This is a genomic window from Streptomyces sp. NPDC006552 (genome assembly GCF_040611655.1).
Lineage (GTDB): Bacteria > Actinomycetota > Actinomycetes > Streptomycetales > Streptomycetaceae > Streptomyces.
In genome coordinates this window covers 20740-44509 of sequence record NZ_JBEXOS010000016.1, presented here as the reverse complement: position 1 = coordinate 44509, position 23770 = coordinate 20740, and the positions used below count along the sequence as shown (strand labels likewise).

24 protein-coding genes are annotated in these 23770 nt (G+C 73.2%); 8 read left to right on the top strand and 16 right to left on the bottom strand.

Features of this window, described 5'->3' with window-relative positions:
* Positions 1-23 precede the first annotated feature (23 nt).
* From ABZY33_RS12690 to ABZY33_RS12650, 9 genes are all read right to left on the bottom strand, one after another.
* Entirely contained in the window at positions 24-1130 is a 1107-nt protein-coding gene (locus ABZY33_RS12690) for a PP2C family protein-serine/threonine phosphatase (protein ID WP_356491603.1), read from the bottom strand.
* Positions 1131-1383: 253 nt separating this feature from the next.
* A complete protein-coding gene (locus ABZY33_RS12685) occupies positions 1384-1890 on the bottom strand; it encodes a MarR family transcriptional regulator (RefSeq protein WP_356491530.1) in 507 nt (168 codons plus the stop codon).
* 121 nt (positions 1891-2011) lie between these two features.
* Positions 2012-4483 (bottom strand): excinuclease ABC subunit UvrA, encoded by a 2472-nt coding sequence (gene uvrA, locus ABZY33_RS12680; RefSeq protein ID WP_356491529.1) that lies wholly within the window; start codon positions 4481-4483, stop codon positions 2012-2014.
* 64 nt (positions 4484-4547) lie between these two features.
* Complete coding sequence (locus ABZY33_RS12675) at positions 4548-5423, bottom strand: SDR family oxidoreductase (RefSeq protein WP_356491528.1); 876 nt, start codon at positions 5421-5423, stop codon at positions 4548-4550.
* 38 nt (positions 5424-5461) lie between these two features.
* The gene (locus ABZY33_RS12670; RefSeq protein ID WP_356491527.1) at positions 5462-7084 is read right to left on the bottom strand and encodes an NAD(P)/FAD-dependent oxidoreductase; all 1623 of its coding nucleotides are present in this window, start codon (positions 7082-7084) and stop codon (positions 5462-5464) included.
* Positions 7077-7562 (bottom strand): SRPBCC family protein, encoded by a 486-nt coding sequence (locus tag ABZY33_RS12665; RefSeq protein ID WP_356491526.1) that lies wholly within the window; start codon positions 7560-7562, stop codon positions 7077-7079. Before ABZY33_RS12665 ends, ABZY33_RS12670 begins: the two co-directional genes overlap by 8 nt.
* Before the next feature lie 192 nt (positions 7563-7754).
* Entirely contained in the window at positions 7755-8021 is a 267-nt protein-coding gene (locus tag ABZY33_RS12660) for a DUF4235 domain-containing protein (RefSeq protein ID WP_356491525.1), read from the bottom strand.
* Between the two features lie 178 nt (positions 8022-8199).
* On the bottom strand, positions 8200-8598 hold the full coding sequence (locus ABZY33_RS12655) for a PRC-barrel domain-containing protein (protein ID WP_356491524.1): 399 nt from the start codon (positions 8596-8598) through the stop codon (positions 8200-8202).
* Between the two features lie 372 nt (positions 8599-8970).
* Entirely contained in the window at positions 8971-9507 is a 537-nt protein-coding gene (locus ABZY33_RS12650; protein WP_356491523.1) for a hypothetical protein, read from the bottom strand.
* A gap of 241 nt (positions 9508-9748) precedes the next feature.
* Here ABZY33_RS12650 and ABZY33_RS12645 point away from each other — a divergent pair, with 241 nt between their 5' ends.
* A complete protein-coding gene (locus ABZY33_RS12645; RefSeq protein ID WP_356491522.1) occupies positions 9749-10534 on the top strand; it encodes an SAM-dependent methyltransferase in 786 nt (261 codons plus the stop codon).
* Positions 10535-10538: 4 nt separating this feature from the next.
* Here ABZY33_RS12645 and ABZY33_RS12640 read toward each other — a convergent pair whose 3' ends face one another.
* Positions 10539-10880, bottom strand: a complete 342-nt coding sequence (locus tag ABZY33_RS12640) for a GNAT family N-acetyltransferase (protein ID WP_356491521.1) — start codon at positions 10878-10880, stop codon at positions 10539-10541.
* A 250-nt stretch (positions 10881-11130) separates the two neighbouring features.
* Here ABZY33_RS12640 and ABZY33_RS12635 point away from each other — a divergent pair, with 250 nt between their 5' ends.
* The 3 genes from ABZY33_RS12635 to ABZY33_RS12625 all read left to right on the top strand — a co-directional run bounded on the left by ABZY33_RS12635 (position 11131) and on the right by ABZY33_RS12625 (position 13295).
* The gene (locus ABZY33_RS12635; RefSeq protein ID WP_356491520.1) at positions 11131-12057 is read left to right on the top strand and encodes a bacteriocin fulvocin C-related protein; all 927 of its coding nucleotides are present in this window, start codon (positions 11131-11133) and stop codon (positions 12055-12057) included.
* 209 nt (positions 12058-12266) lie between these two features.
* Entirely contained in the window at positions 12267-12827 is a 561-nt protein-coding gene (locus tag ABZY33_RS12630; protein ID WP_356491519.1) for a GNAT family N-acetyltransferase, read from the top strand.
* A gap of 96 nt (positions 12828-12923) precedes the next feature.
* Positions 12924-13295 carry a hypothetical protein gene (locus ABZY33_RS12625; protein ID WP_356491518.1) on the top strand — a complete coding sequence of 124 codons (372 nt, stop codon included), beginning with the start codon at positions 12924-12926 and terminating at the stop codon, positions 13293-13295.
* A 34-nt stretch (positions 13296-13329) separates the two neighbouring features.
* Here ABZY33_RS12625 and ABZY33_RS12620 read toward each other — a convergent pair whose 3' ends face one another.
* Positions 13330-14271, bottom strand: a complete 942-nt coding sequence (locus tag ABZY33_RS12620; RefSeq protein WP_356491517.1) for a 2-dehydropantoate 2-reductase — start codon at positions 14269-14271, stop codon at positions 13330-13332.
* A 168-nt stretch (positions 14272-14439) separates the two neighbouring features.
* On the opposite strand from ABZY33_RS12620, the gene map reads away from it, so the two are divergent.
* Entirely contained in the window at positions 14440-15219 is a 780-nt protein-coding gene (gene map / locus ABZY33_RS12615) for a type I methionyl aminopeptidase (RefSeq protein ID WP_356491516.1), read from the top strand.
* Between the two features lie 45 nt (positions 15220-15264).
* On the opposite strand, the gene ABZY33_RS12610 is transcribed toward map, so the two are convergent.
* A complete protein-coding gene (locus ABZY33_RS12610; protein WP_356491515.1) occupies positions 15265-16224 on the bottom strand; it encodes an SDR family NAD(P)-dependent oxidoreductase in 960 nt (319 codons plus the stop codon).
* 210 nt (positions 16225-16434) lie between these two features.
* On the opposite strand from ABZY33_RS12610, the gene ABZY33_RS12605 reads away from it, so the two are divergent.
* The 3 genes from ABZY33_RS12605 to ABZY33_RS12595 all read left to right on the top strand — a co-directional run bounded on the left by ABZY33_RS12605 (position 16435) and on the right by ABZY33_RS12595 (position 19478).
* Positions 16435-17511: a GDSL-type esterase/lipase family protein gene (locus ABZY33_RS12605; protein WP_356491514.1), complete on the top strand. Its 1077-nt coding sequence runs from the start codon at positions 16435-16437 to the stop codon at positions 17509-17511.
* Between the two features lie 180 nt (positions 17512-17691).
* A complete protein-coding gene (locus tag ABZY33_RS12600) occupies positions 17692-18357 on the top strand; it encodes a hypothetical protein (protein WP_356491513.1) in 666 nt (221 codons plus the stop codon).
* A gap of 215 nt (positions 18358-18572) precedes the next feature.
* Positions 18573-19478, top strand: a complete 906-nt coding sequence (locus ABZY33_RS12595) for a LysR family transcriptional regulator (protein ID WP_356491512.1) — start codon at positions 18573-18575, stop codon at positions 19476-19478.
* Between the two features lie 159 nt (positions 19479-19637).
* On the opposite strand, the gene ABZY33_RS12590 is transcribed toward ABZY33_RS12595, so the two are convergent.
* The 4 genes from ABZY33_RS12590 to ABZY33_RS12575 all read right to left on the bottom strand — a co-directional run bounded on the left by ABZY33_RS12590 (position 19638) and on the right by ABZY33_RS12575 (position 23758).
* Positions 19638-20984: an MFS transporter gene (locus tag ABZY33_RS12590; RefSeq protein WP_356491602.1), complete on the bottom strand. Its 1347-nt coding sequence runs from the start codon at positions 20982-20984 to the stop codon at positions 19638-19640.
* 68 nt (positions 20985-21052) lie between these two features.
* Complete coding sequence (locus ABZY33_RS12585; RefSeq protein WP_356491511.1) at positions 21053-21517, bottom strand: nuclear transport factor 2 family protein; 465 nt, start codon at positions 21515-21517, stop codon at positions 21053-21055.
* Positions 21518-21603: 86 nt separating this feature from the next.
* Positions 21604-22494, bottom strand: a complete 891-nt coding sequence (locus ABZY33_RS12580) for an alpha/beta fold hydrolase (protein WP_356491510.1) — start codon at positions 22492-22494, stop codon at positions 21604-21606.
* Positions 22495-22639: 145 nt separating this feature from the next.
* Complete coding sequence (locus tag ABZY33_RS12575) at positions 22640-23758, bottom strand: hypothetical protein (protein WP_356491509.1); 1119 nt, start codon at positions 23756-23758, stop codon at positions 22640-22642.
* Between the last annotated feature and the right edge of the window lie 12 nt (positions 23759-23770).

Below are 23770 nucleotides of genomic sequence, written 5' to 3'. Positions count from 1 at the left end.
GCGAGTACCGCGAAGCGGCGTCCTCATGCCTCGCCGTCGCGACCGAACCAGTCCAGGCACACGACGAGCGCGTCGTCGTCGGCGACCGCGTTCACGTATTCGGCCAGTTCCTGCAGGATCGCGCGCGGCACCGCCGACGCGGGCAGCAGGCTCGCCGCCTGGATGGCGCGCGCGAGCATGCGCTCGCCGTACTCCTCCCCGGTCTCGGACAGGGCCGCGTAGACGCCGTCACTGATGAAGAGGAGCCGGTCGCCCCGCTGTACGTCGAACTCTTGCATGACGTAGTCGGTCTCTTCGAACATGCCCAGGGGCAGCTGGGCCTCGAAGGGGATCTGCTCGACGCTCATGCCCCGCTGGCGCCACAGCTGCGGCGAGCCCGCGTCGACCGCCTGCACGCGCCCCGTGCGCAGGTCGAAGGAGAGCAGCAGGGTCGCGACGTACTCCTCGCCCCGGTGCTGCGCGTACAGCGCCTGATCGGCGAGGGCGGCCTGGTCGGCGATGCCGATGCCGGCGCGGCGCGCGTTGCGCAGCGCGTTGACCGCGAGGTTGGTCAGGAGCGCGGCCTCGATCCCCTCCCCCATCCCGTTCGTGACCGTCAGGGTGAGGGACTCGCTCGTCACGGACCAGTCGAAGTTGTCGCCGTGGATGGCGTACGCGGGCTCCAGCTGCGCGCCGATCGCGTACTCGGGGCGGGTGCTGGCCCGCCCGGGCAGCAGCTGCCACTGCATCTCGGCGGCCAGGGTCAGCCGGTTGGCCCGTCTGGCCTGCAGATAGACGTCGGTGTCACGGTCGGCGACGACGATCTCGCGCCCGAGGATCTCCGCGAGAGCGGCGAGCTCCGCGATCTCCTCGGGCGTGCATCTCTCCTCCGGGACCCGCACCAACAGGATGCCGAGCCTGTCCCCGCGGACGGTCACCGGCAGGTAGAGGTCCACCACCCCCTCGCCGCGCACGGCGCTGCTGTGCGGGTCCTGGCTGGCGAAGGCCCGGCCCGCGGGGCTGTCGTGCAGGGACAGAGGCGTCGTGGTGTGCGGCAGCTCCGTCACGGGTTGCAGGACCGTGAGGCCGTAGTCGGCCATCAACAGCTCGACGCTCAGGGCGTCGTACTGCTCCACCAGGGCCGCGCGCATCGCGTCCAGCAACTCGAACGACGAAGCGGCTCGGACAGCGCGCTCCACGGCCAGGAAGTTCTTCACAGCAGCCTTCTTCAGGGTAGAGCCGGCTGCCGAGCGCGAGATGAGATGGTCACGACCACGATCCTGCACCGCACCTACGAGCCGAGCGGGAACGCAAAGCACCGAAAAAACATCGCAAAACTTGTCATGCAGCAACTGTTCAAGGAGTGTAGCCCGCGCCCGCGCCCGGCGGGCGGTCACGCAGCCGTCAGGCGATCGCCTCGGAGGGCCCCCGGCCCTCCACGTCGGCGGCGCCGGGCGCGATGTGGGCCGCCGCGGCGTCCTGGAACTGCTCCAGGCCGTCGGCCAGGGTACGCAGCTGGGCCGGTGACATGGTCTGCAGCACCGCTTCGATCTCCCGGGCGCGCGACGCGCGGAAATCCTCGAGCACGGCGGACCCGCGCCGGCTGAGCCGCAGCTCCACCTCCCGGCGGCTGGTGGGGCTGGCGAGCCGCTCCACCAGGCCGGCGGCTTCGAGCCGGTCGCAGAGCCGGCTCACCGAGGAGGGGCGGGAGCCGAGCACCTCCCCCAGCGTCCGCTGGTTGACCCGCTCCTGGTCCTCGATCACCGTCAGCGCCCGGAACTGGGAGGGTGGCAGCGGGCCCGCCGCGGCGGCTTCCTGACCGCGCCCCCACAACACGTCGAGAAGCTCGGACACATGGCAGGCGACCTGGGCCACGTGCTCAGCACTGCGGAAGGGCAGACTCCGGGACATCCCAGCACCCTCCCGTCCGAAAGTGAGGTCGATGCCCCTGAGCCTACCGCCGGTGAGCGCCGTGGGTCAGCCCCGGCTCCGTTCCGGTGCGAACGAAAGCGGCGCGCCCCGTGCGGTTCGGTCAGGAGAGGGACCGCAGGCGCGGTGCCAGGTAGGGCGCGGTGACGCTGCGCCGGGAGCGGGCGACCTTCGCCGGGGTCCCGGTGGCGACCACCCGGCCGCCCGCGCCGCCGCCGCCCGGGCCGAGATCGATGACCCAGTCGGCCGTGGCGATCGTGTCGAGGTCGTGTTCGACCAGGACGACCGTGTTGCCCGCGTCGACGAGCCGGTGCAGCTGGCGCAGGAGGAGCGCGATGTCGGCCGGGTGCAGCCCCGCCGTCGGTTCGTCGAGCAGGTAGAGCGCGTGGCCGCGACGGGCCCGCTGCAGTTCGGTGGCGAGTTTGATGCGCTGGGCCTCGCCGCCGCTCAGCTCCGTCGCGGGCTGGCCGAGGCGCAGGTACCCCAGGCCCACCTCCGTCAGCGTCGTGAGACTGCGGGCCGCGCCCGGGACGTCGCCGAGGAAGGCGGCGGCGTCGTCCACGGACATCGCCAGGACGTCGGCGATGTTCCTGCCCTGGTAGGTCACCTCCAGCGTCTCGGCGTTGTAGCGCGCTCCCCCGCAGGCCGGGCACGGCGCGTAGGTGCCGGGCAGGAAGAGCAGCTCGACGGCGACGAACCCCTCCCCCTGGCAGGTCTCGCACCGCCCTTCGGCGACGTTGAAGGAGAACCGCCCGGCTCCGTACCCGCGGGCCCGTGCCTCGTCCGTCGCCGCGTAGAGCTTGCGCACGGCGTCGAACATGCCGGTGTACGTGGCCAGGTTGGACCGGGGGGTGCGGCCGATGGGCCGCTGGTCGACCCGGACCAGGCGGTCGAACGTCTCCACGCCGGAGACGTCCCGCACCTGTGCCCCGGCCCCCGCCTCCTCGCCCTCCTCCGGTGCCAGGCCGAGGTGCCCGCGTACGGCCTCGGCCAGCACCTGCGTGACCAGGGTCGACTTTCCCGAGCCGGACACGCCGGTGACCGCTGTCAGGACGCCGAGCGGCACGGAGACGGACAGGTCGCGCAGGTTGTGGCGGCGGACGCCGTCGAGACGCAGCCACCCCTGTGGCGCGCGGGGCCGGTGGGTGAAGGGCTCGGCGCGGCCGAACAGGTGCCGGCTCGTCGGCGACCGTGTCACCCGTTCGAGTCCGGGGACCGGTCCGCTGTAGAGCACCCGGCCGCCGCCCTCGCCGGCGCCGGGGCCGATGTCGACGACCCAGTCGGCCCGGCGTACGACGTCCATGTCGTGCTCCACGACGAACAGCGAGTTGCCGGCCGCCTTCAACCGGTCCAGGACGTCGAGGAGGGGCTCGGCGTCCGCCGGGTGCAGGCCCGCGGAGGGTTCGTCGAGGACGTACACGACGCCGAAGAGGCCCGACCGCAGCTGGGTGGCGATCCGCAGCCGCTGCGCCTCGCCGGGCGAGAGTGTGGTGGAGCGGCGGCCGAGGCCGAGATAGCCCAGGCCGAGGTCGAGCAGGACCTCCACGCGGGCGACGATGTCGGCGCAGATCCGCACCGCCACCTCGGTCCGCTCCCCCGACCTGGCGCTCCCGGTGGCCGCCGCGGCATCGGACAGTCCGGCCACGGGCCGCAGGAGGCGTACCAGGTCGGTGAGCGGCAGCGCGTTGACGTCGGCGATGCTGTGCCCGGCGAACGTGACCGCGAGCGCCTCCGGGGTGAGTCCGCTGCCCGCGCACTGCGGGCAGGGCACGCTCCGCACGAACCGCAGGGCCCGCTCGCGCATGCGTTCGCTCTTGGAGTCGGCCAGGACGTGCAGGACGTGGGCGCGGGCGCTCCAGAACGTGCCGTGGTAGCCGTAGTCGATCCGGCCCTCTTCCGGCTCGATGAGGACCGAGGGCTGTTCGTCCGTGTAGAGGAGCCAGTCCCGGTCCTTCTTGCGCAGCCGGCGCCAGGGCCGGTCGATGTCGATGCCCAGGGCGGCGACGATGCTGCGCAGGTTGGCGCCCTGCCAGGCCCCCGGCCAGGCGGCGATCGCGCCCTCGCGGATGCTGAGCGCCGGGTCGGGGACGAGCAGGTCCTCAGCGACGTCGTGGACGACGCCGAGGCCGTGGCAGTGCGGGCAGGCGCCGGCCGCGGTGTTGGGCGAGAAGGCCTCGGCCTCCAGGCGCGGGGCGCCCTTCGGGTAGGTGCCGGCGCGTGAGTAGAGCATCCGCAGGAGGTTGGAGAGCGTGGTGAGGGTGCCGACCGTCGAGCGCGGGGTGGGGGCCGCGCGCCGCTGTTGCAGGGCGACGGCGGGCGGCAGTCCGGTGATCTCCTGCACGTGCGGGGCGCCGGTCTGTTGCAGCAGCCGCCGGGCGTAGGGGGCCACGGACTCGAAGTACCGGCGCTGGGCCTCGGCGTAGAGCGTGCCGAAGGCGAGCGAGGACTTGCCGGAACCGGAGACGCCGGTGAAGGCGACCATCGCGTCCCGGGGCACGTCGACGTCGACGCCCCGCAGGTTGTGCTCCCGCGCGCCCCGCACCCGGACGAACCGGTCGGAGATGTCGTTTTCCACTTCTCCTGACTACCTGATCCCGTGCGGGACCGCGCACCGGGTCACTGTGGTTCGCACCCGCCGCCTACCGGTCGGCGGGTGCGTGGTCGGCGAGGCCGCCCGCGCCCAGGGGGCCCGACTGCGCCGTGGGCTGTCCGGCCGCGAGGCGGGCGTAGTGTGCCCGGGCGCGGCGGGCGATGACGGGGGCCAGCACGCCCCGGCCCAGCTGCGCCAGGCGCACCCACTCGGGTACGTGGACGGAGGTGCGGCGCCGTTCCACCGCGCGGGCGAGCCGGGCGGCGACCGGGCCCACCGGCAGGACGCGGCGGGCCAGGGGCGGCAGCATGCCCCGCATGTCGCCGAGCGCGGGGTGCCGGTCCGCGTCGTGGATCATGTCGGTGTCGACCCAGTTGAGGTAGGCGATGCCGACGGCCACGCCCTGGTGGGCGGTCTCGGCCCGCAGCGCGTGCGCGAAGGCCTCGGCGCCGGACTTGGACGCGCAGTACGCGCTCATCATGGGGACGGCGCCGATGGCGGCCAGGGACGCGATCTGCAGGTAGTAGCCGCGGGTCTGCACGAGGTCCGGCAGGAAGGTCTGCGCGGTGAGCGCGCTGCCGGTGAGGTTCACCTCGACGACCCGGCGCCAGGAGCGCTGGTCGGCGGTGCTCAGGGGCCCGGCCTCCGCGATGCCCGCGTTGGCGACGACGACGGACGGGCGGCCCAGTTCGGCCCGGACCGTGCGCGCCGCCGCCCGCAGCGCGCCCGCGTCGGTGACGTCCGTCTCCAGCGCGAGCGCCGGAGCGGGCAGGGAGGCCGCGACCCCGGCGAGGGCCTCCTTCTCGTGGCCCAGCAGCGCGACGCGGGCGCCGCGCCCGGCGAGTTCCCGGGCGAGGGCGGCGCCCACACCGCGTGCGGCCCCGGTCACCACGACCGTGCGGCCGCGCAGCGGGCTGTCGTGCATGGGTCTCCGTCCTTCGCCGACGCCGTCCGGGCCGCTCCTCACGGCTGCTTGCGGCCGGTCCGGTCGCGGCGTGCCAGCAGGCGCTGCGCGGCGGCCAGCGGTGCGGGCGCCCGGCGGCGCAGCGCCGCGCGCGCCGCGTTGGCGCCCGGCGCCCCGTGGACGCCGCCGCCAGGGTGGGCGCCCGCGGACGCGAGGAAGAGGCCGGGCAGCGGGGTCTCGGCGCGGCCGGTGCCGGGCGCGGGCCGGAAGACGAGCTGCTGATGCATGGCGGCCGTGCCGCCGTTGATCGCGCCGCCGTGCAGATTGCGGTCGAGGGATTCGAGGGTGGGCGGCGCCAGGATGCGCCGGGCGCGGATCCGCGAGCGGAAACCGGGGGCGAACCGCTCCACCTGCCGCTCGACCCGGTCGGCCATGGTCTCCTGCTCCGCCTGGCTCCAGGCGCCGGTGATCTTCTCGTCGCCCGCGTCACCGCGGATGTTCTGCGGTACGTGCGTGTAGGCCCAGGCCGACTCGGTCCCGGTGGGCGAGCGGGTCGGGTCCGACGTCGTCATCTGGCCGAAGAGCACGAAGGGCCGGTCGGGCACCTGGCCCATGGCGATCTGGGCGGCGAACCGGGTGAGTTCGTCGACGCCGTCGGCCAGGTGGACGGTGCCCGCGTGCGCCGCGTCCTCCGCCTGCCAGGGCACGCGCCCGTCGAGCGCCCAGTCCACCTTGAACGTGCTGAAGTCCCACTGGAAGCGGCGCATGTCGTCCATGAGCTGGGACGGCAGGTGCTCGGGGGCGACCAGGTCGCCGTAGAGCGTGGGGACGGAGACGTCCGCGAGCACCGCGCGGGAGGCGGGCACGCTCTCGCCGTCGGCGGTGCGCACCGCGACGGCCCGCCCGTCGCGTACGACGATCTCCTCCGCCTTGCGGCCGCACTGGACCGTCCCGCCGCGCGCTTCGAGGCGGGCGATCAGCGCGCGGACGAGCTCACCGGAGCCGCCGACGGGGACCGGGAAGCCGTAGGTCTGGCCGAGCATCGCCATCAGCCAGCCGAAGCCGCCGCTGCCCGCCGCCTCGGGCGCGAGGTCGGCGTGGAGGGCGTTGCCCGCGAGCAGGAGCCGGCCGCCCTCGCCGGTGAACTCCTCCTCGCCGAGCCGGCGGGCCGGCAGCACCAGGGAGCGGGCCAGGCGCAGCCCGCCCGCGGTCCGCAGCCGGTAGGCGAGCTTCGCGCCCGAACGGACCGGCGGGAAGGGGGTGAACAGCGCCCCCAGAATGTCCGGACGGACGTCCTCCCATACGTCGTGCAGGCGCCGCCAGGCGTCGCCGTCGCCCGCCTCGAACCGGTCGAGCGAGGCTGCGGTGACGTCGACCCTGCGGTCGAGCACGGCACAGCGGCCGTCGGTGAGGGGGTGGGCCAGCACGTGCGGGGCGTGGCTCCAGCGCAGCCCGTACTCGTCGAGCCGTAGCTCTTTGAGGACCGGGGACGCCGCGGCCAGCGGGTAGAAGGAGCTGAAGAGGTCGTTGACGAACTCGGGGTCCACGCCGCGGTCGTGGCGCACGGCACCGCCGGGCTCCGGCTGCTCCTCCAGGACACTCACGCCCCAGCCGGCGTCCGCCAGCAGGTTGGCGGCGACCAGGCCGTTGGGCCCGGCCCCGATCACTACGGCGTCAGGCATGGCGTGCCCCGCCCCCGCTGGTTGCGGCGGTGCTCGTCGGGTGGGCCTGTTCCTCTTCGCAGACGCGGGCCAGGCGGGCGAGCATCGCGCGGTGGCGCAGCTGGATCACGGCCTCGACGCCGAAGTTGTGCAGGGTGCCGGCGGCGCCGTGCAGCGGGTGTTCGTCGACCATGACGAGGCAGTGATCGCCCCACGGGCGCAGCTGGAGGGAGATCCGCGCGGTGCCCAGGGCGCCCGCCTTCGCCTCCAGCTCCAGCAGGGTGCCTGGTTCACAGTGCCGGACGACGGTCTCGTTCGTGAGGTGGACCGGGCCCAGCTGCACCTCGTACTCGAGGGCGGCTCCGACCTTGGGCCACTCCCCGCTCACCGGCCGGGACGACGCCGTGCCCACCACCCAGTCCGCGTACCGGGTGCCGTCCGAGAGGACGGCCCATACCGTCGCCGGGCTCGCCTTGACCATCCGATGACGCCGCGCCATGCGTGTTCCTCCCGTAGTGGTGTGGGCGGTCCGGTCCTGTTGCTGTCCTCCGCCGCGCGCCCCGGCCGGCCTTGTCGGAAAGCACGTGCCGACAGGCGGCGCCCCGGCCACGTTCCAGTAAGGCACGGCCGGGTCGGGGCCGCATATTTCCGCCGTGGCCAAACCGGGCGGGGCGAAGATCCGGGGAGCCGCTCAGTCCGGCCAGACGCCGGTGAGCCGCTTCGTGGTCCGTGCGCCGCCCCGCTCGACGGCCGCGCGCACGACGGCGAAGATGGCGCCCTGGAGGGCGGCGGCGAGCAGGATCTCGCGCCAGTGGCGCTGTTCGTCCGTGGCGTCGGGGGCGTCGTCCTCATGTCCGAGCCGCTTCCAGACCTGGTTGAAGACGGTGCCGGCCACCGCGCCCGCCGCCATGCCGAGCCCGACGCCGAGCGGCTTGTAGGCGATCTTCACCATGTTCATCGCTGCCTCCTGTCTCTCTGTCGGCCATACTGCGGCCGCCCGCCGTGACCGGCATGTCCGCCGTGGCGTCCGGCCGCCCCCACCGCGTGCCCCATCCGGTCGGCGCCGAACCCGGGGAGGCCGCCCGCTTGCCGTGGTCCGTGAGGGGCGGGTTCGGGGACGTCCGCCGGGCGACCGGTCAGAGCTGCGGCTGCGCGCGGTAGTGCTCGTCGATCCGCGTGCGGTAGCCGGGGTCGGTGACGCGCATGTCCGGGTCGAAGCGCGGGGCCGCCTTGACGCTGTCGCGGCCGCAGGTCACCTGGAGCGTCCGCTCGTCCTCGTCGACGTGCGCGACGGCCCAGCGCGGCAGCAGCACCTTCTTGCTGAGCAGCGCGCCGCCCGTGTCGACGACCAGGTGGTGCGGGCCCACTTCCTCGGTGTGGCCGTCGACGGTGCCGGCCGGTCCGTCACTCGCCTGGACCGTGTAGCCGAGGAGGTCCAGCGGCGCGCGGTGGGCGGGTGCGAGGTGTGCGGCGCCGGGGAGCACCTGTGTGCCGTGCTCCCCGGTGGTGTCGGTGGCGTGGGCTCTGTCGTTCATCGGTCCGTCCCTTTCCGCGTGGCGTTGTCTGACTCCCACATGTCCCGGCGGCCTGGGGCGAAACGTCCCCCAGGGGAGTGACAACGGCACGTGCCCGCTGGTGCGTTGGGTGGTGGTGCGCGGCGGGTGAAGCGGCCAGAACCGGTACGTCGCCGGATCTTCACATCACCGGCTCAGTGAAGAGAGGGACGAGGGGCAGGCGGAGAGGGACGCTGCGGGGAGGACGCCGCCGATGCTGATAGTCGCTCTGCTTCTGCTTCCGGTCATGGGGATACTGCTGATCTGCATGGACCGTATCGAGGACCACCTGTCCGGTGCGGCCCGGCCGTCCGCCGGCCGGCACCGCGTCCGACATCTCCGGCTCGTCCCCGGTCACGGGCGCGCGGCACACCGGGAGAAGCCGGTCCCCGGCCGCAGCCACCACGAGGAAGCCGCCTGAGCCATCCTGACGCCGGGCCCTTGCAGCTCGTCCAGTGCGACGCGCCGCCGGGAGACGGCCAGGAGCAGCGCCAGGGCGGTGCCGCTCACTTCGGCTCCCTGCCCGGTCCCGCCCGGCAGGTCGAAGTCCGTCGCGGTCAGCCGGACGCGGGCCAGCAGTTGCTTCGCCCCGCCGAACGAGACGGACGTGCGTGCCTGTACGCGCAGCGTCCGGACGGCGGCTTCCGGCGCGTAGGTGCGTACGAGACCCAGGGGCCGCCGGATGTCCTTTCCATGGAAGACCTCCTCGACCAGCCGGGTGTCGAGGGGCGCGGGGGCGTCGAGGTCCGCGTCGCCACCTGGCGCAGCCGCGCCAGGGTCTCCTGCGCCGAGCCGCGTGAGATCGTCGATGAGGGCCGCGCGCTCCGCGTGCACCATCCGCCCTACGCCGTCGCGCACGGCCGCCTCTTGCTCGTCATGCTTCCCGGTCACACCAACCACCAGGACAGACCGTCCGGGCGCCGGAAACTCATCACCCCGCACCGGCACGGCACGACGCAGACTGCCGCCTCGCCACCAACGCCCCCGCGCCGTACGCGAGATGAGAAGAACCGACGACGCTCGGCGAAGCCCTGGCCGATGACATAATCGCCGCGTCCCCCACGGCCCCGCCGCGGTGTCACCTTCGTGCCCGGTGGAACCGGCCGGCGCTCTACGCACGCTGGAGTCAGGCATGACGGCACAGTCCTCCGCAGGTCGTATCGACACGAGCAAGCCGCACCCGGCGCGCGTCTACGACTGGCTGCTGGGCGGCAAGGACAACTACCTCGTCGACCAGGAAGTCGCGGAGAAGCTGCCGCCGGAGGCCCGGCTCAACGCCATGCGCAACCGCGCGTTCATGCACCGCGCGGCGGCCTGGCTGGCCGGGAACGGCATCGACCAGTTCCTCGACATCGGCACGGGCATCCCGACCGCGCCGAACCTGCACCAGATCGTCCAGCGCACCGTGCCGACGGCGCGGATCGCGTACACCGACAACGATCCCATCGTGCTGCGGCACGCGGAGGCCCTGCTCGTCAGCAGCCCCGAAGGGGCCACCGACTATGTCGAGGCCGATGTCCGCGATCCGCGCTCCATCCTCGAACACGCGGCGGCCTTCCTGGACTTCAGCCGGCCCGTCGCGCTGTCGATGATCGCGCTGATGCACTTCATCACCGACGAGGAGGACCCGTACGGGCTGACGCGGACGCTGCTCGACGCGCTGCCTTCGGGCAGCTACTTCATGTTCTCGCACGGCACCACCGACGAGCACCCGCACCTCGTCACCTCGGTGACCGCCACCTACCGCAAGGGCGAGATCCCCTTGCGCATGCGGACGCGGGCCGAGATCGAGCCGTTCTTCGCGGGCCTGGAGCTCGTCGCGCCCGGCCTGGTCACGGCGACCAAGTGGTACCAGGACTCGCCCGCGCCCCGCGAGGAACTGAGCGGCTTCTACGTCGGCGTGGCCCGCGTCCCGTAGCGCGTCAGCGCTTGAGCTGCCCTTCCAGCCACTCCTGGATCTCGGGCGTCACGGGGTCGGCGAGGTCGGCGTACTCCTCGTGCTTCGTCAGGAACTTCGCCACGTACGGGCAGACCGGCACCACGCGCAGGCCCGCGCGCCGCACGTCGTCCAGAGCCTCCCGTACGAGGAGGGAGGCGAGGCCCTGTCCCGCGTAGGCCTCGTCGATCTCGGTGTGGAAGAAGACCCGCCGGTCGTCCCGGTCGCGGTACGCGGTGAACCCGGCGGTGTTGCCGTCGACCTGGATCGCGTAGCGATGCCGGGCGTCGAGCCGTTCGACGGTGGGCGGGGTGGCGGGCTGGGTCATGACGGGCCTTTCGGTGCCGGGGCGGGTGGCTTCGGCCGGTGAAGATCCACCTCGCAGAGAGTACGTCGCCGCCGCGCGCGGGCCGGACACGGGCCGGGTGCGACGGTGCGCCGCCCGCGACGGTCAATTTCCCGCAATACCCGGCCGATCACGCATACCGGACCACCGAACCGGGATAGATCTGAGGCAGACAAGAGTGCTGCGGCACGCAGCGTTCGGACGGTGTGTCACACAACGTGGGGAGAAGCTCGTGACCGAGTGGCTACTGGCCTTCGACGCCGACTGCCGTTTCTGCGAGGACGTGGTGGACCGGGTCCGTGAGTCCGTCGACGGCACGCTGACCACCGCCGGCCTCGCGGAGCCGCGCGTGCGCGAGCTGCGGGCGCGCGCCCTGGGGGACGGGGCCGTCTGGGCTCCGACGCTGCTGGCGGTCGACGGCGAGCGGGTGCGGGCCTGGACCGGGACCGCGCTCTCCGTGCGCCTGGCCCGGCTGCTCGGTCCCGCGGACTCGCTGCGGGTGGTGCGTGCGCTCGGCGACCTGCGCCCGCTGCGGGCGCCGAGCCGCCGCGGGCTGCTCAAGGCCGTCCCCGGGCTGGCTCTGGGCACGTTCCTGGTCACCGGTGGTCTGGCCACCTCGCCCGCGCAGGCCGTGACCCGCGCGAGGAGCAGCCGGGCGACGCGATGGGTGCAGGCCAACCTCGGCCGGCTGCCTTCCGCCTACGCCGAGTTCACGTCCTACCCCGCCGACTACCGGCGCGCGGTCTACGGCGCGCTGTCGCCCGCGGCCCGCGGCGACCTGTGGGTGGCGCACTTCGCCCACTACCGGAAGGCCCACCCCGCCCTGTCGGCCGCCCAGTCCGCCGTCCTGGACGACGCGACGCGGCTGGCACCGCAGATCATCGCGGGACGCCGGCAGGCGGACGCCCTGGAGGGGCTGCGGACGGCGACCGTGGCGGCGTTCGGCGCGAGCGGGTCGCGGGCACTCCTCATGGAGCTGGGTCCCAAGGGGGAGCCGGCCGTGACGCCCCGCGGCGACCGGTCCCTCCCGGCCGCGGACTGCAACTCCCAGTGCGCGGGCACCGGAAGCTGCGACTCGGTCTGCTACGGCTCGTGCAACTGGACCGACTACGGCTGCGGGCCGCTGTGGCTCGGACCGTGCAGCGGCCTCTGCAACTGAACGCCTGGGCGAGCAGGACCACCGCCGCCCCGTCGCGGGGACGAGAGGGGCGGCGGTGCCGGTCCAGCCGTAGCGGCCCGGCACGTTCCGCAGAGGCGCGCTCGTGCTCGTGTCGGCCCTGCAGTTCGCTCAGGGTCCCTGGCTGGGCAGGGACCCGCCCGCCGGATAATCCGGTGGCGGGCTCCGCTGCCTCTCGTGATGATCGCGGCATGGATGTCCGCCTGGAAACACCACGGCTCGCCCTGCGCCCCTTCGCCGAGACCGACGCCGAGTCCCTCTTCGCGCTGGACAACGACCCCGAAGTCATGCGCTTTCTCAACGGCGGCCGTCCGACCGGCCGTGACGCGATCCGGGCGCGGACGCTGCCGCGGCTCCTGCGCGACTACCCGTGTCTCGGCACCCGCGGCTACTGGGCGGCCGAGGAGAAGTCCACCGGGACCTTCCTGGGCTGGTTCGAGTTCCGTCCCCTGGACGATCACAGCCCCGCCGTGGTGGAGCTCGGCTACCGGCTGAACCGGGCGGCCTGGGGCAAGGGGTACGCCACGGAGGGAGCCCGGGCCCTGATCGACCTGGGCTTCACGGAGTTCGGGGTGGAGCGGGTCACGGCCGACACGATGGCGGTGAACACACGCTCCCGCCGGGTGATGGAGAAGGCGGGCCTGTCGTTCCTGCGGAGTTTCCACGGGGACTGGCCGGAGGCGATCCCCGGATCGGAGCACGGCGAAGTGGAGTACGAGCTGGTGCGGGCCGACTGGGCGCGGCGCCGGTAGCCCGCCCGCACGCCGCCCGGCGCCGGGCGCGATCATGGGTCGGGCAGGACGACGGCACCGGTGAACGACAGCGACGAGCGGGAACAGGGAGAGACGATGGCTCTGCAAGAAGGCCGACGGGTCAGGCTGGCGGCCGACTTCCGCCTGACCGATCCCACCGAATCCGCGGGGACGGTCGTCGGGATCCTCTGCCTCGCCGCGGGCACCGAGGGGACCGTGGACGAGGTCGTCACGCACGTACGCGACAGCGCGGACGCGCGCGAGTACGAGCGGCTGAGGTCGCTGCTCGACTCCTACGGTGACGGCATGCCACCGGAGAGCAGGAAGCAGCTCGCGGAGCAGGTCGCCGCGCTCGAACCGGCATGGACCGCGTTCCAGGAGGAGGGACCCCGCGTCACGGTGCGGGTCCGCTTCGACAACGGGTTCATCCTGGACGCGGCCCCGCAGGACGCCTTCCTGCCGGCCTGAGAACCTGACCCCGCAACCTCTGCGCCCCCTGCGATCAGTGGGGTCGCCGTGCCGTGTCCGACGGCCGTCCGGGCGCCGGCAGGTCGGTGCGGAGCTGGATGAGGGTGAGGTCGAGCAGTGGCGTCGGGACGCCGAGCTGCCGGGCGCGCTCGGCGAGGTCGCCGAGGATGTGCTCCGCCTCGGTGGGCAGGCCCGCGACGAGGTCCCGGTAGAGCGAGGACGTGAAGGCCGAACCGGGCTGGGCGAGCAGCGCCACGGACTGGGCGTGCGCGGCGTCGGACACCGGGTGCCCGGCCTTGTCCGCGACGGCTTCGAGTTCGGCGATGGCGTCCATGATCCGCGGGAGGCCGCCGGCGTCGATGACCCGGCCGACCGGTCCGCGGAAGAGGCAGGTGACGACCCCGGCGGCGGCGATGAAGACCCACTTCTCCCACAGCGCCCCGGTGATGTCGTCGCTCACCGTGAACTCGACGCCCGGGACGTCCAGGGCCTCGGCGACCGGGGCCGGCACGCCGGTCCCCCGTGTCTGCGTGAGAGTGCCGACCGTGAGGGTCGTCAGGTCGGTCAGCTGCCGCACGGTGTCCCCGTCCAGCGTGGCGACGATCTTCGCGAGGCCGCCGAGCACCTGCCCCGGGAAGGCCTGCGCCAACCGGTCGAGGTGTGCCATGCCGTTGAGGATCGGCAGCACCTGGGTCTTCGGACCCACGTACGGGCGCAGATCGGTGAGGACGGCGTCGAGGGCGGTCGCCTTCACGGTGATCAGGACCAGGTCGAAGGGGTCGGCGTGCTCACCGGATACGAGGGCCGCGACGGGATGCGTGCGGTCGTTCCCGGGCGAGGCGAAGCGCAGCCCGGATCGGCGCAGCGCGGCCGCGCGGGCCGGGCGCACCAGGTACGTGACGTCGCGTCCGGCTTCCTGGAGGAGCGTGCCGAACGCGCCTCCGGTGGCGCCCGCGCCGACGATGAGGATGCGCATACGTGTGCCTTTCGATGGGGCCGTGTGGGTGCGTACGCGGCCGCAGGGACGGCGCGGTCGCGGGCCGCGGGGGCCTGCTCCTCCCGCCCGGTGTCGTGCGACCATCGGCCCATTCTAATACCGGTACAGTTAGACCGGTATTGTTATTGGAAACACCTGGAGGACCCCATGATCGAGATTCTGAACTCCACGCGGATCGAGCGCGCCAGGGAGACCGGCGCCCTGGTCGCGGACATCCTGCACACGCTGAAACAGCGCTGCACGGTCGGCACGAACCTGCTGGACATCGACCGGTGGACCAAAGAGATGATCGACCAGGCGGACGCCCAGTCCTGCTACGTCGACTACGCGCCCTCCTTCGGGCGCGGGCCGTTCGGGCACTACATCTGCACGGCGGTCAACGACGGGGTGCTGCACGGGCTGCCCCACGACTACGCGCTGGCCGACGGCGACCTGCTCACCCTCGACCTGGCCGTCGCCAAGGGCGGGGTGGCCGCGGACGCCGCGATCAGCTTCCTGGTGGGCCGGGCCAGGCCCGCCCAGAGCGTCGCGATGATCGAGACGACCGAGCGCGCGCTGGCGGCCGGCATCGCCGCCGCCAAGCCCGGCGCGCGCATCGGCGACCTCTCCCACGCCATCGGCACGGTCCTCGGCGAGGCGGGCTACCCGGTCAACACCGAGTTCGGGGGCCACGGCATCGGTTCGACCATGCACCAGGACCCGCACGTCCCGAACACAGGACGGCCGGGCCGCGGATACAAGCTCCGCCCCGGGCTGCTGCTCGCCCTGGAACCCTGGGTCATGGCCGACACCGCCGAACTGGTCACCGACGCCGACGGCTGGACGCTGCGCAGCGCGACCGGCTGCCGCACCGCCCACACCGAGCACACCATCGCCATCACCGAGGAGGGGGCCGAGATCCTGACCCTGCCCGGCCGTGGGCTCTAGACCCGGCGGACCGGGGTGTGCCCGTGACGCCGGGTTCGCGCGCGGTCAGGCGAAGGCGTTCACCCCGGTCAGCTCCGCGGACAGGGCCCACAGGCGCCTGGCCTCCCCCGGGTCGATCGCGTAAGGCATGACACCGGTGCGGGCTCCGTCCACCGGCGCGGGCTCGGCGACGTCGCAGTCCTCCAGGTAGACCCCGCCCACCCCGTCCAACTGCGGCGACGTCGCGGCCCACACCTGGGTGGCCGCGCCCTGCTGCGGCGTCTTGAAGCTCTCCGGGTGCAGGATCCTGCCGGTCTCGTCGATCCAGCCGCGCTCGACCATCTCCTCCTTGGGCAGGTGCCGCTGGAGGGGCGTCAGGATGCCGCCGGGGTGCAGCGCGAAGGCGCGGACACCGCGGTCCCGGCCGAGGCGGTCGAGTTCGACGGCGAACAGCACGTTCGCCGTCTTCGCCTGCCCGTACGCCCCCCACTTGTCGTAGCCGGTGTTCCAGTGCACGTCGTCCCAGCGGATGCCGGACGCGTGATGGCCGGTGGAGGAGACGGAGACGACCCGCGCGCCGCCCGCCTCGATCGCCGGCCACACCCGGTTGACCAGGGCGAAGTGCCCGAGGTGGTTGGTCGCGAACTGGGCTTCCCAGCCGGGGCCGACCCGGGTCTCCGGGCAGGCCATGATGCCGGCGCTGTCGATGACGATGTCGACGGTGCGGCCGGAGGCGAGGAACCGCTCGGCGAACGCCCGTACGCTCTCCAGGTCGCCGAGGTCCAGCTCGTCCGTCTCCACGCCGTCGATCCCGGCCAGCGCCTCCCGGGCGGACTCCGGGCGCCGCGCCGGAACCACGACGTGCGCTCCGGCCCGGGCCAGGGACCGGGTGGTCTCCAGACCGATGCCCGAGTAGCCGCCGGTGACGAGCGCGAGCTTGCCGGAGAGGTCGATGCCGTCGAGGACCTCGTCCGCGGTGCTGTGGGCTCCGAACCCCGAGCCGATCTTGTGCTGTGCAGTGCTCATGCCCGCACGCTACGAATTGGAGCGGACTCCAAGTCAAGTGGACACGGCGGCCACCGCGCCGGACTCCTCGCAGTCACCCGAACCGGCACGGCCCTCACGGTCCCGGTCCGCCCGGAGCCGCGCGGACATGAAGATTCGCGCCCGTCGGGAATTACCGCGCCGCCGCGGTTGTCGTAGAGCGCACACATCACGCTCTGCGGGGGGACTCACATGACACGGCCGACCTGGACCACCGCACACTTCGCCGCCCTCGCGGCCCCCGACGAACGCCTGCCGTTCCTGCCGGTGCCGCTCGACCTGTCGGGGCGGACCGTACGGCAGACGGTGCGGCTGGCTCGCGGCGGCCGCTCCCTGCGGCTCGTGTTCAGCAACGCGCACGGTGAAAGCCCGTTGGTGTTCCACGAGTTGACGGTCAGCGGGACGCGGGGCGAGCGGCGGCTCGGACGGTGGGAGATTCCCGCCGGCGCCGTCGAGGCGGGCGAGGAGGTCGGACTGCCGGTCGAGGCGGGAGACGAACTCGTCGTGACGGCGCGCGTCGCGGACGGGGCACCCACCCCCACCTATCTGCACTCGGCCCAGCGCACCGGTTCGGCCGGTGACGAGGAGTTCACGTCGCTGTACTGGCTCACCCAGGTGCTCGTGGACGAGGAGCGGCCGCGCACGGTCGTGGTGGCGTTCGGTGACTCCATCACCCGGGGCGACGGCACGTCCGTCGACGGCGAGGAGCGCTACCCGGACCATCTGCGGCGCGCGCTCGCCGGCACGGGGACGGTGGTGCTCAACGCGGGGCTCGGTGCGAACCGGGTACGGGTCGAGGGGTACGGCGTGCCGATGGCCGAGCGGTTCACCACGGTGCTGGACGCGGTGCCCGAGGCCACCCATGTGATCATCCTCGGCGGCACCAACGACATCGCGCTGCCGTCCCTGTACGGCGGTGACCAGCCGGCCCCGCAGGAGCTGTCGGACACCCTGCTCGCCCTGGCGGCGCGGGCCCGCGAGCGCGGGTTGCGGCCGATCCTGGGCACCGTGCCGCCGTTCGGCACGGGTGAGCTTCCGGTGTTCCAGGAACCGGCCTCCGAGCATCTGCGGACGACGGTGAACAAGACGCTCGCCGCCCAACAGGACGTCCCCGTAGTCGACTTCGCCGCCGCACTCGCCGACCCGGACGAGCCGACGCGCCTCGCGCCCGCGCACGACAGCGGTGACGGCTTCCATCCGTCGGACGCGGGTGCCCGGGCGATGGCGGCGGCGGCTGTGCGGGCGCTGTCCCGGCTGGGTGTGGGCTGACCCGGCGGGCCACGTCGGCAGCGGCGCGGCCCGGTGGTTTCGTACCCCTTGCCCGGGTGGTGGTGGGTCCACCCCGGGCGGGTGTCCAACCCCAGCGACCCGCGGCGTCGCGCGCGACACGATGCACGTACCGGAGGCGGGCCGTCGAGAGGCCCGCCCCGCCGTCCTCGGGAGGACACAGTGCACGAGACCACCGCCCGGCGCCTGACCGGCCTCGCCGGTATCGCCACCGCGGCCGCCCTCATCGTCGAAGTACCGCTGTACTTCCTCTACTCCGGGCCGCCGCCGGACGTGAATGTCCTGGCCAGGCTGTTGACCGGCATCGTCGCGCTGGCCGGCCTGATCGTGTTCGTGACCGCCTTCCGCGAACTGGTCAAGCGGGTCGGCCCCGCCCATGAGTGGGCCGGCACCCTCGCCTTCGCCACCGGCCTGGTCTACGCGACGGTCACCCTGGTCTCCAGCGGACTGGAGGCCGGCGCGGTGATCGCCGCGGACCGGGCGATCGACCCGACCATCACGGTCAGCGGCACCTACATCCTCTACGGATCGATCGGCCGCGTCCTGCTCGCCCTCTTCCTGGCCTCGGTGGGCTACGCCCTCCGCCGTACGCACCTGCTGCCGGCCTGGACCGGCCGCTCGGCGTACGTTCTGGCCGCGGTCAACCTGGCCTTCGTGCCGTCGCTGTTCTTCGGCAACGACCCGGCGCACTTCTACGCGGCGAACGGCTGGGGCACCACCGCCCTGATGGGCGCCGTGCTCAGTTACTGGATGCTGGCGGTGGGGATCTCCACCTACCGCAGCGCCACACGCCGGGTGCGGGCCGGGGCCGCTGTCCCGCAGTACTGAGAGATGCGGGGCGAGTGTGCGCGGAGACCGGGGCGTCACCGGCCACGGGTCTCCGCGTCTCTCCGTTGCCGGGCGGCACACCGGTGCCACCTGGAGCGGCTGGACCGGGGTGCGGGGCGCGGCCTATCGTCGGGCCCGCCCGCGATCCGGGACGGGGCCGGACGGGGCGGCGGTGAGGTCGCGGGGTACGCGCCGCGGCCCGCGGAGGGGGGAGCATGCTGGAGCGGCACGAGATCGAGACGTTTCTCGCGCTGGCCGAGGAGTTGCACTTCGCCCGGACCGCGGAGCGGCTGCGGGTCTCGCCCGGCCGGGTCAGTCAGACGGTCAAGGCGCTGGAGCGGCGGGTCGGCGGCACGTTGTTCGAGCGCAGCAGCCGCCGCGTGGTCCTCACGCCCGTCGGACGACGCCTCCGCGACGAACTGCTCCCGGCCTACCAGCGGATACAGCAGGCCGTGGCGGATGCGCGGGCCGCGTTCGAGGAGATCAGCGGCGTCCTGCGGGTCGATTTCACCGCGCCGTGGTGCGGAGATCTCCTGGTGCGGGCCGCCGACCTGTTCTCCCGCCGCTATCCGCGCTGCCAGGTCGAGTTGCAGAGCGCCACGTATCACTCCCCGGTCGCGCGGTTGCGGGACGGGGAGGTCGAACTCGTGATCGCGGAGCCGCCCGTCGAGGACCCCGGCGTCACGGTGGGCCCCGTCCTGTTCACCGAGCGACGTGCCCTCGTCGTACCCGCGTCGCACGCCCTCGCGGACCGGGAAACCGTGACCCTGGAGGACTTCGCCGCCATTCCCCTGGTCACGGCGCGCCAGGTGTCTCCCGTCTGGCGCGCGGCACACTTCCCCCGGCGCACACCTGCGGGGCGGCCGATCGAGCAGGGTCCGGCGGCGTCCGACTGGGAGGGTGTGCTCTCCCTGGTGGGCGCGGGCCGGGGCGCCACCGTGGCCGCCCTGCGCGCCGCGCGGTACCACCACCGGCCCGACGTCGCGTATGTCCCCTTCAGCGATGCGCCGCCGGTCGAGTACGCGCTGATGTGGCGAGAGCAGGACATGCGGCCCGGCCTCCAGGCCCTGATCCGCGCCACCGTCGAACTCGCTCCCCCGCGACCGGGACCCCCGACATGACACACCGGTCGGCCCCCGCCCGGCCTCGCGAACTCCGCGGGCCGCCCGACCCGAGCCCCTCCAGTCCCGCCGGGTCTCCACCGCGACGCCCGGCCTCCACCACCGGATTCGCCGGCCCACCTCGCGACGCCCGGCCCGGCTCCCCCGCCACCCCTCACATCACGCCGCCTCCGCCTCGGGCGGCCACTTTCCGGACCGGGGCAACGTCAGGGTCGCCACGGCCGTCACCACGAGTCCGCTCGCCGCGAGCAGCACGCTCCACCGCATGCCGCTCAGGAACGTGCCCGCGCCCGCCAGCAGCGCCCCGTACACCGCCACCGCGATCGCCCCGCCGACCTGCCGCGCGGTGTTGAGGACGGCCCCCGCCGTGCCCGCCCGGTCCGCCGGTACGACGTCGAGGAGCATGGCGGTCAGCGCCGGCACCGCCAGCGCGCCGCCGAGGCCGACCGGCACCATCAGGGCCGCCACCACCCACACCCCGGTCCGTCCGTCGACCACGGGCAGTGTCAACAACCCTGCCACCGCGACCAGTTGCCCCGCGATCAGCGGCACCCGCGGCCCGAACCGCGCCGCGAGCCGCGCCGAGGCCAGGTTCACCACCGCGACCAGCGCCGTCATCGGGATGAACAGCACGCCGGCCTGCAACGCCGACTGCCCCCGTTCCTGTTGCAGATACAGACTGAAGACGAACACCCCACCGTAGTAAGCCGCGTTGAGCATGAAACCCACGACGAGCGAGACCGCCACCACCCGCGTACGGAACAGCGGCAGCGGCAGCATCGGACGGCTCCCCCTGGCCTGTGCGAGGAGGAAGGCGACGGCCGCTGCCACGGCCACCAGCAGCGACGCGAGCACCGTCGGCCGGCCGAACCCCTCCGCGCCGCCTTCGATCACCCCGTACGTCAGCCCGCCCAGCGCGAGAACCGCCGTCACCTGTCCGACCCCGTCCAGCCGTGCCGGCAGCCGCGGCGAGCGCGGGACGCGGGCGAGCAGGGCCAGGGCGAGCAGGGCGGCCGGCAGATTGACGAAGAAGATCCACCGCCAGCCGGCCGTGGCGGTCAGCGCCCCGCCGACCACGGGTCCGGCCGCGACCGCGACCGCGCCGCCCACCGTCCACACCGCGATCGCCCGCGACCGCTCGGCCCGGTCGCGGTAGCCCTGCCGGACCAGCGCCAGCGACGCCGGCATCATGACGGCGGCCGCGGCGCCCTGCACCAGCCGGGCGACGACCAGTACGGCGAGCCCGGGCGCGAACCCGCACGCCATCGAGGCCAGGACGAAGAGCACGAGACCGCCGCCGAACGCGCGGCTCGCGCCGACCCGGTCGGACAGCGCGCCCGCGGAGAGCATCAGCGCGGCGAACATCAGCGTGTAGCCGTCCACCACCCACTGCAGGCCGGTCATCCCGCCTCCGAGACCGCGGCCGATGTCGGGGAGCGCGACCGTGACGATCAGGGCGTCCAGGGAGATCAGGAAGAAGCCCAGCAGCGCGGCGCCGAGCACCACGCCCCGGCCGCCTCGCGCCGCGCCCGGTGGGCCGGCGGCGGACGACACCGGGCGGGCCGGGGAGGTGGTCACCGTCGGCCGCCCGCCCGTGCGGACAGCTCCTGGTTGCCGTCGCCCCAGACCGCTGTCATGACGACGGTGTCGATCAGCCACCGGCCGCCGGTCCGGGCCAGCTCCCAGCGGTAGGACCCGCCGAGCGTCCACAGCGGCGCGCCGTGGGCGGCGGCCAGCCGGTGCGTGGCCTGGAACTGTGCGGTGCAGACGGCGCGGTCCCCGGCGAGGTCCACGAGCTGATTGGTGACCAGGTGCTGGGTGGAGTCGTAGCCGCCGAGCGTCGCGGACCAGGCGTCGATGATCTCCCGCGGGGAGAGACTGACCGGCCCGCCCCCGCCCAGACTCGTGTAATCGAGCAGCACCTTGTCGGCGAACAGAGCGCCGAGCGGCTCCCATTCGCGGCGGTCCGCGTGCACGGCCATCCGGGTGCACACCTCCGCGACCATGTACTTGGTGACGACGGACTCGGGTGTTTCCACGGGTCTCCCGTTCTCAGCGCTCTTCTTGGCATTCGCCACGTTCTCGCCCCTGCCGGTGCCGGGGGCTGTACGGGTGTCGGGGAGGGTCACAGCGTGCGGGCGAAGTGCTCGGACACCGCGTCGGCCGCGAGGCCCACCTGCCGTGCCTGGTCGTAGAAGTCGAACTGGCTTCCGTCCGTCCACAGGAAGTCACCCGCTCCAGCCAGTGCCGCGTGAAAGCGACGGGCGCCGTCCGGGATCGCCGCGTCCTCGCTGTGCACCAGGAGCGTGGGGGCGGTCACGCGCGGCGCGACCGCGACAGCGTCCAGGTCCAGCCACTCCGACCAGGCCATGAGGGCGTACCGGTTGGGCCAGCCGGGGATCCCGCCGCGCTCGGGGTCGAGGTAGAAGTCGATGTCGAAGGGCATGGCCGCGTCCGGGTCGCTGCCGCTGACCACCGGTACGTAGGCGACCTCGCCGGTCTCCTCGTACTGTCGCCGGGCCGCGGCCGCCGCGGCCTTCTTCGCCGCGACGCCGTCCGGCCCGCCGTAGTTCTCCTCGCAGATGCGGCGGTCGTGCAGCCAGGGCGCCACCAGGGCGAGGGAGCGCACCCGGGAGTCCTCGGCGGCGGCCGCGCTCGCGTACATCGCTCCGGCGCACACGCCGAGCAGCCCCGCCTCCCGCTCCCCCACCGCGGGGTGTGCCGTGAGGAAGTCGACGGCCGCGCGCAGGTCACGGGTCTTCAGCTCCGCTGACTCGTAGTCGCGCGGCTCCCCGTCCGATGCGCCGTAACCGGTGAAGTCGAAGGCGAGGGCGGCGAATCCGCGCCGGGCCAGTTCCTCGGCGTACCGGTCCGCCATCTGCTCCTTCACGGAGGTCCAGGTCCCGGCGATCACGACACCCGCTACCGGACCGGTCACGGCGGCGTCGGACAGAAAGAGATGGCCGGCGAGCTTCCCCGCGCTTCCGGGGAAGCTCACCTGCTCAAGTGTGGGCACGACTGGACTCCTGGGAGAAGACGACGAAGCGATAGTGACTCGCCGTCACGGTCCCAGGCAGGGCGCGGGTTGATCAACGCCCTATAGGTAAAGCCAAGTTGAGCGAGGCTAAGGGGTCGGGCGCGCCGCGGGCTCCTCGTCGCCGTCACTTGTGCAGGGCCGCGCGCACCTTCGCCACGACGTCGGGGCGTTTAGGGCCGTACTCCTCCTCGATCTCCTCGAAGGTGGCGTCTCCGCTCTCGATGTTCGCGACCAGCAGGGACACCTCCGTGTCCTCGTCGAGTCCGAAGGGGTTGCCGTCCTCCTCGGAGTCGTCGGCGGCGACCGGCTCCGCCACCAGTGCCGGGGGCGGGACGAGGTGTGCGGACGGGGCGGGCAGCAACGGGGTGAACTGGTCCAGGTGGTCCGACGCCTTGGTCAGTTGCGCGTACGTCCGCAGCCAGCGGCAGCCCGGCTGGTCCGCGAGGTCCAGCTCCGCCTGCCAGTTCACGTGCGCGACGAGCACCCTGTTCAGGAAGTCGACCGTCGCGCCCTGCCATTGCCAGGAGCGGTGGACGAGCCGTCGCAGGGCCTTCGGCGCGGGGTCGAGCAGGATGTCGCGCAGTTCGGCGTTGTGGGCCCGCAGCTCCTCGGGGTCCCCGGCCAGCACGGCGAGCCCTGAGCGCCGCATGTCGTCCCACGACTCTTGCAGGGGCACGAACCCGTACCTGGCCCAGGCGAAGACGCCTTCCTGGCTGCCGCCGATCATGGAGGCGAGCAGGGCGAACCGGGTGACGCCGAGGTCTTGCGCGTGCGAGAGCAGCAGTTGGGTGTACTGACGTCCGTGCTGCGGCGCGACCACGGCCTCCAGGTAGAGCTCCAGGCCGGTGGCGCCCGGCCGGTAGACCTGGTTGAGGGAGAACGGCCGCTTCAGCTTGTCGCTCGCGGAGAGCGGGACCTTGCCGCCGATCATGAGCCGTATGCCCTTGCTCTGCCCCGCGCCGGGCAGGCCCTCGGCGACGATCCCCTCGGAGACGAACCGCACGTCGATGCCGACGCGTTGCTCGGTGCCGAGGAATCCGAGCAGTGTGGTGAGGAGGTCGACGACGGACAACGGCGCTGTCCCGCGGCGGACTCGCGTCGTCCAGAAGAGGTCGTCCGCCCCGCTGAGGTTTCCGTCGATGGTCAGCTTGGGGAACTGTTGCCGGAGCGCCGCCGCGGTCTGTGCGAGATCGGCGGCGAGCACGTGCTCGTGCGGATTCCTGTCCGCTCCCTGATGAAACATGCGCACAGTCTC

Bases quoted from the DNA above. Each gene is read 5' to 3' on its own strand.
- ABZY33_RS12690 (WP_356491603.1), bottom strand. From the start codon at position 1,130: ATGCGCGCGGCCCTGGTGGAGCAGTACGACGCCCTGAGCGTCGAGCTG.
- ABZY33_RS12685 (WP_356491530.1), bottom strand. From the start codon at position 1,890: ATGTCCCGGAGTCTGCCCTTCCGCAGTGCTGAGCACGTGGCCCAGGTC.
- ABZY33_RS12675 (WP_356491528.1), bottom strand. From the start codon at position 5,423: ATGCACGACAGCCCGCTGCGCGGCCGCACGGTCGTGGTGACCGGGGCC.
- ABZY33_RS12670 (WP_356491527.1), bottom strand. From the start codon at position 7,084: ATGCCTGACGCCGTAGTGATCGGGGCCGGGCCCAACGGCCTGGTCGCC.
- ABZY33_RS12665 (WP_356491526.1), bottom strand. From the start codon at position 7,562: ATGGCGCGGCGTCATCGGATGGTCAAGGCGAGCCCGGCGACGGTATGG.
- ABZY33_RS12660 (WP_356491525.1), bottom strand. From the start codon at position 8,021: ATGAACATGGTGAAGATCGCCTACAAGCCGCTCGGCGTCGGGCTCGGC.
- ABZY33_RS12655 (WP_356491524.1), bottom strand. From the start codon at position 8,598: ATGAACGACAGAGCCCACGCCACCGACACCACCGGGGAGCACGGCACA.
- ABZY33_RS12645 (WP_356491522.1), top strand. From the start codon at position 9,749: ATGACGGCACAGTCCTCCGCAGGTCGTATCGACACGAGCAAGCCGCAC.
- ABZY33_RS12640 (WP_356491521.1), bottom strand. From the start codon at position 10,880: ATGACCCAGCCCGCCACCCCGCCCACCGTCGAACGGCTCGACGCCCGG.
- ABZY33_RS12630 (WP_356491519.1), top strand. From the start codon at position 12,267: ATGGATGTCCGCCTGGAAACACCACGGCTCGCCCTGCGCCCCTTCGCC.
- ABZY33_RS12625 (WP_356491518.1), top strand. From the start codon at position 12,924: ATGGCTCTGCAAGAAGGCCGACGGGTCAGGCTGGCGGCCGACTTCCGC.
- ABZY33_RS12620 (WP_356491517.1), bottom strand. From the start codon at position 14,271: ATGCGCATCCTCATCGTCGGCGCGGGCGCCACCGGAGGCGCGTTCGGC.
- map (WP_356491516.1), top strand. From the start codon at position 14,440: ATGATCGAGATTCTGAACTCCACGCGGATCGAGCGCGCCAGGGAGACC.
- ABZY33_RS12610 (WP_356491515.1), bottom strand. From the start codon at position 16,224: ATGAGCACTGCACAGCACAAGATCGGCTCGGGGTTCGGAGCCCACAGC.
- ABZY33_RS12605 (WP_356491514.1), top strand. From the start codon at position 16,435: ATGACACGGCCGACCTGGACCACCGCACACTTCGCCGCCCTCGCGGCC.
- ABZY33_RS12595 (WP_356491512.1), top strand. From the start codon at position 18,573: ATGCTGGAGCGGCACGAGATCGAGACGTTTCTCGCGCTGGCCGAGGAG.
- ABZY33_RS12575 (WP_356491509.1), bottom strand. From the start codon at position 23,758: ATGTTTCATCAGGGAGCGGACAGGAATCCGCACGAGCACGTGCTCGCC.